The organism is Stenotrophomonas sp. Sm2128, from assembly GCF_030985535.1.
Taxonomy (GTDB): domain Bacteria; phylum Pseudomonadota; class Gammaproteobacteria; order Xanthomonadales; family Xanthomonadaceae; genus Stenotrophomonas; species Stenotrophomonas maltophilia.
Map to the genome: position 1 here is coordinate 1 of NZ_JAPTFQ010000133.1, position 5282 is coordinate 5282.

The window sequence follows — 5282 nt, forward strand, 5'->3', positions numbered from 1 at the left end:
ACGGCGCCGGTCTCGTTGGCCAGCACGAATGTACCGTCAATACGGGCCTCGATATCGGCGGTTTCATCGTTGGAGTGGATGCGAACGCGCTGGGTGTTCGGAATCAGGCCGCGCAGCGGATCGTGGGTCAGCGTGACCAGGTCCGGCAGCGGGGTGCCGTCATCGCGCAGCAGCGCCAGGGTCGGGTCGACGTCGGCGTAGACGGTGATCTTGGTTTCAACAGCGTGCGCGGACAGCGAAGCAGTGGCCAGCGCTGCAGCGAGCGCGGCCTTCTTGAGAATGGCGTGCATGGGTGTCTCTCTCGGACAGGGGGAATATGAAAGCCCCCCTCCCCTAAGGAGAAAGGGAGGGAGGCGCCGCCCGCAGAGGTGGTTGCGGGCGACGGAGAGAATGTTAGGAATCCATTGCCATGCAGGCCATTCAAGCATTCCTAAAACGTGGAACGTTAAGGAGAATTCTTGAATGTGTTCAACGTTTGAGGGTTATGCAAACTCCCTCACTGCTTGAATGCAATAAACCTCATTGCCTTGAGTTTGTAGAGTCAACTGTTAGTCGACTGCTCTTCCGACACTGCGCGAAGCACACGCGCTGCGCGCGTGAGTCGAGTACGGCTCGACTCTACAAGGGGTCATCCACGCATGGCGTGAATCTGCTGGATGGCATCAGGCCGCCTTTCGGCGGCCTGATGACACATCGTGTTGGCGCACGATCAGAAGAAGATCGCGTACAGGATCAGCAGCGGAATCGGTACGCCCAACAACCAGAGAAGAATCATTTTCATTGCAGGTCTCCTTGCGTGGAAGGCGGGTTACAGGTCGCGGCGGCGGCCGCCCCAAGTGGCGCTGAGGCTGGCGAAGAACGCACCGATCAGCAGGGTGATGAACAGCCACAACGCGGCATAGGCGGTCGCCTTTCGGGCATCGTCGGCGGCCTGCTTGGCGGTCTTCCTGGCCTTTTCCAGCGCCGCACGCATGCGCGTCTGCACATCGGTCACGCGCGCCTGCGCTTCGGCCGGGCTCATGCCGGTTTCGCGCGCGATCAGCTGCGCCAGGTACTGGGTGTCGTCCGGGTCCAGGCCGTCTCCCTGCAGGCTGTTGACGATGATGCGGTTCACTTCGGCACGCACTTCGCGGCGGTCGCCCATCGGACCATTACCCGGCATCGGGCGCGGCGGCGGGGCGGCATTCGGATCCATCGGTGCACCCGGCGGCGGCGCTGCAGGAGCAGTCGGCCCTGCGCTGGTCGTGCTGCGGAACAGCGAATCCACCCAGTAGTTGAGGTCGCCTTCCGGGGCCGCCGCAGCAGTGCTGCCCGCGCCCGCTGCGGCAACACTGGCCGTGGATGCGGCAGCGCCTGCGGCGGCACCGGCCACCTTTGCGCCGGCGCCCAGCACGCCACCGATGGCCGATGTGAGCAGGCCCGCGGTCAGCAGCGTGGCCACCGCCCACGACACGAAGCCATGCGCGGTATCGCGGAAATAGGTTTCATCGCCATGGATCTGCGTCCACTTGGTACGCAGGCGGCCCGCCAGATAGCCACCCAGGCCGGACGCGGCCAATGCGGTGAAGGTGAGCCAGATGATGCTGGACCAACCGAAGGTCTCTTTGCTGACGCCTTCGAACGACCATGGCGACACCGACGACAGGCCGAGGCCAACACCGAGGATCAGCAGGATGAGGGAGAGTGCAGCGGCAGCGGTGGCGCCAGCGAAGATCGCGCCCCAGGAAACGGCGCTTTCGCTGGGAGGGGCGACGATCGGGGCGGTGACGACGGCGGCGACGTCAGGGCCGAGCGGTCCGCGCTCGGGTGGGTCGAATCGGGTACTCATCGGGATGGACGCTCCATTTCAGGTGCTGCGGATGCAGCTGGCGTCCTGAGGCTGCGCGAGCGCTTGTGAAGCTGGCGAGACCCTTGAATCACGCGGTCTTGGCGCGATGAAGCGCGTGCCAACCAAGGTTGGCACCTACCGAAGGCGGGTGCGGCGGTAGATCCGCGCCATGCGTGGATGGGAAAGCGTGCCAACCAAGGTTGGCACCTACCGAAGGCGGTTGCGGTGGTAGATTCACGCCGTGCGTGGATGGGAAAGCGTGCCAACCAAGGTTGGCACCTACCGAAGGCGGTTGCGGTGGTAGATCCGCGCCATGCGTGGATGATTTTTCGCGGGCGCCGAAATCGTGCGGACCAACGGTCCGCACCTACCAGGTCCGCTCCAAAAAAAACGCCCCGCGGATGCGGGGCGTTCTCGGCACAACCTACGCGGGGCGATCAGCCCTGGTAGTCGCGCACGTCGCTGCCGGTGTAGACCTGGCGCGGACGGCCGATCTTCATTTCCGGATCAACCTGCTGTTCCAGCCAATGCGAGACCCAGCCGGAGGTACGGCCCAGGGCGAACATGACGGTGAACATTTCGGTCGGGATCTGCAGCGCCTTGTAGATGATGCCGCTGTAGAAATCGACGTTCGGGTACAGCTTGCGGGCGACGAAGTACTCGTCCTGCAGCGCGGCCTGTTCCAGCTTCACGGCCACGTCCAGCAGCGGATCCTGCACGCCCAGCTGCTTGAGCACCTTGCTGGTCATCTCGCCGATGACCTTGGCGCGCGGGTCGAAGTTCTTGTAGACGCGGTGGCCGAAGCCCATCAGGCGGAAGCCGGAGGTCTTGTCCTTGGCCTTGACCACGGCGGACTCGACGTTGTCGGCGCTGCCGATTTCTTCCAGCATCTTCAGCACGGCTTCGTTGGCACCACCGTGGGCCGGACCCCACAGCGCGGTGACACCCGCAGCGACCGACGCGTACGGGTTGGCACCGGTCGAACCGACCAGACGCACCGTCGAGGTCGAGGCGTTCTGCTCGTGGTCGGCGTGCAGGATGAACAGCAGGTCCAGCGCCTTCACCACGTCCGGGTTCAGATCGTACTGGCCGTCAGCGGACTCGAAGGTCTGCTTCAGGAAGCGGCTGACGTAGTCCAGCGAGGTGTCCGGCTTGTTGGCCGGCAGGCCCTTGCCGTGGCGGTAGATCAGCGCCGACAGGGTCGGCACCTTGGCGATCAGGCGCACGGCGGCCTGGCGGCGCTGTTCGGCGTCGGACAGGTCCAGCGAGTCGTGGTAGATGGCCGACAGCTGCGCGATTGCAGCGGCCAGGATGGCCATCGGATGGGCATCCTTGGCGAAGCTGCCGATCAGGGTGTTGATCGACTCATCGACGTTGGCTTCGGCGGTCAGCTCATCGGTGAAGGCCTTCAGCTGCTCGGCGCTCGGGCGCTCGCCGTTGATCAGCAGGTAGGCCACTTCGACGTAGCTCGACTTTTCCGACAGCTGTTCGATCGGGTAGCCGCGGTACAGCAGCACACCCTTGTCGCCGTCGATGTAGGTGATGGCGGACTTGCAGCTGGCCGTCGCGGTGAAGCCGGAATCGTAGGTGAAGAACCCCGTTTCCTTGGTCAGCTTCGCGATGTCGACGCAGTCGTTGCCAAGGGTGGGTTTGATGACGGGCAGAACGACCGACTTGTCGCCGGCGTTGAGCGTGACCTGATCAAGATCGGACACTGTGTGCGCTCCTTCATGGGAAGGCGCCTGCCCAAGCGCATTGGTCAGGCACGTGAATGACGTCCTCGGCCTGTGCCGGGGATCAGGTCATTATCGCACAGCAGCATTTGCCCGGCGCTAGACAGAAGTCGTATACGACAGGCAGCCAGACACCGGCCGTTGAGCGGCCCGGATCGGCAAAAGCGTTGTCACACGAACGCAGTGTTCCGCCCATCCAAACGCCCGTTGGGTTGGCGTTGGGGAAAAACAAACGGCCGCGCAGAGCGCGGCCGTTGGTTCGAAGCTGGATCGACAGATCAGCGCGCGTAGCGCTTCTGGAACTTGTCGATACGGCCCGAGGTGTCGATGACCTTGTGCTTGCCCGTGTAGAACGGGTGCGAAGCCGAGGAAATTTCAACCTTGACCAGCGGGTATTCGTTGCCGTCTTCCCACTGGATGGTTTCCTTCGTCGCCATGGTCGAGCGGGTCAGGATCTTGAAATCGGAGGTGACGTCATGGAAGACGACGTCGCGGTAGTTCGGATGGATATCGGCCTTCATGGGCTCACACCGTAAATGGGCTGGTGGTCAAGAGCGGCATTATAAGCACCGGTTGCCGCCCGGGGCAACCGGTGCCGGTCAATCGACGTCAGTCCGCACCCAGGGCCTGGCGCACCAGGGCCTCGAAACGCTGCTGGTCGTAGGCCATCAGCAGATCGCAGTTGTCCGGCTGGCCGGTCTGGCGGTTCCAATCAACGATGGTGGCGCCGCGGCTGAACGTGCCGTTCAGCTCCACGTTCAGCGGGCGCGACTCGACCCGCAGCTGCCCTTCGGGGTTCAGCGCCCAGGCCATGGCCACCGCATCGGCGGTGTACCAGCGCCCGCCCTTGCTGTCTTCGGACAGGCCACGGGTCTTGCGCGAGATCAGTTCGTAGAAGCGGGCGCGATCGGAATCGGCCTGCAGCCACTTCTCGGCGTCCTGCAGCGGCAGGCCATGGGCGACGGTGGCCTCCCAGTCCGACACCAGCAGGTGCTTGAACGAGGTGAACACCACGTGCGCCGCTTCCGGGTCGAACGCAATGTTGAATTCGGCCGCCGGGGTGATGTTGCCGTGGCAGGTGACCGCGCCGCCCATCACCACGATGCGCTTGATGCGCTCGGGCAGGGTCGGGTCCAGCTTCAGTGCCAGGGCAAGGTTGGTCAGCGGGCCCAGCATCACCAGCATCAGTTCGCCGGCGTGCTCGTGCGACAGGCGCAGGATGGCCAGTGCGGCGTGTTCGGCTTCAGCCTGACGGCTCGGCGGCGGCAGGTCCACGTCGCCGTAGCCGTCACGGCCATGCACGTGGGCAGCGTCAACGGAGGGATGCAGCAGCGGATCCGGGCTGCCGGCAAACACCGGTACGTCGGTGCGGCCGACGATGTCGCAGAGCTTGAGGGCGTTGCGGACGGTGTACTGCAGGCCGACATTGCCGGCGGCGATGGTCAGGGCGACCACGTCATGCCGTTCGTCGGCAAAGGCCATCAGCAGGGCCAGGGCGTCGTCCACACCGGGGTCGGTGTCGATCAACAGGGGGATCTTGTGGGTCATCGTTGCCGTCTTCAGATCGGCAACGAAGTGTGGACCGGGATGATGACCGTTGCAAGTACGGGGGTTGGGGTTCGGCAGGGCTGCGCCCTGCACCCGCCGAATCAACGACAAACGCCAGAGCAACGGCAAAAGCGGGTTTCCTGGGGGATGGCGGGGTGGGTCCGGTTGCGGGG

At 64.3% G+C, this 5282-nt stretch carries 5 protein-coding genes; all 5 read right to left on the minus strand.

The window, feature by feature from the left end; all coding sequences use genetic code 11:
• Positions 1-290, minus strand: a 290-nt coding sequence (locus O0K41_RS21860; RefSeq protein ID WP_308304566.1) for a CS1 type fimbrial major subunit, incomplete at its 3' end; no start/stop codon positions are given.
• Between the two features lie 518 nt (positions 291-808).
• Positions 809-1828, minus strand: coding sequence for a hypothetical protein (locus tag O0K41_RS21865; protein WP_088436879.1), 1020 nt, complete (start codon positions 1826-1828; stop codon positions 809-811).
• Between the two features lie 437 nt (positions 1829-2265).
• Positions 2266-3543: a citrate synthase gene (locus O0K41_RS21870; RefSeq protein ID WP_005410870.1), complete on the minus strand. Its 1278-nt coding sequence runs from the start codon at positions 3541-3543 to the stop codon at positions 2266-2268.
• A gap of 296 nt (positions 3544-3839) precedes the next feature.
• Complete coding sequence (locus O0K41_RS21875; protein WP_005410871.1) at positions 3840-4082, minus strand: type B 50S ribosomal protein L31; 243 nt, start codon at positions 4080-4082, stop codon at positions 3840-3842.
• Between the two features lie 88 nt (positions 4083-4170).
• Positions 4171-5109, minus strand: coding sequence for a nucleoside hydrolase (locus tag O0K41_RS21880; protein ID WP_005410872.1), 939 nt, complete (start codon positions 5107-5109; stop codon positions 4171-4173).
• Positions 5110-5282 lie beyond the last annotated feature (173 nt).

Bases quoted from the DNA above. Each gene is read 5' to 3' on its own strand.
- O0K41_RS21865 (WP_088436879.1), bottom strand. From the start codon at position 1,828: ATGAGTACCCGATTCGACCCACCCGAGCGCGGACCGCTCGGCCCTGAC.
- O0K41_RS21875 (WP_005410871.1), bottom strand. From the start codon at position 4,082: ATGAAGGCCGATATCCATCCGAACTACCGCGACGTCGTCTTCCATGAC.
- O0K41_RS21880 (WP_005410872.1), bottom strand. From the start codon at position 5,109: ATGACCCACAAGATCCCCCTGTTGATCGACACCGACCCCGGTGTGGAC.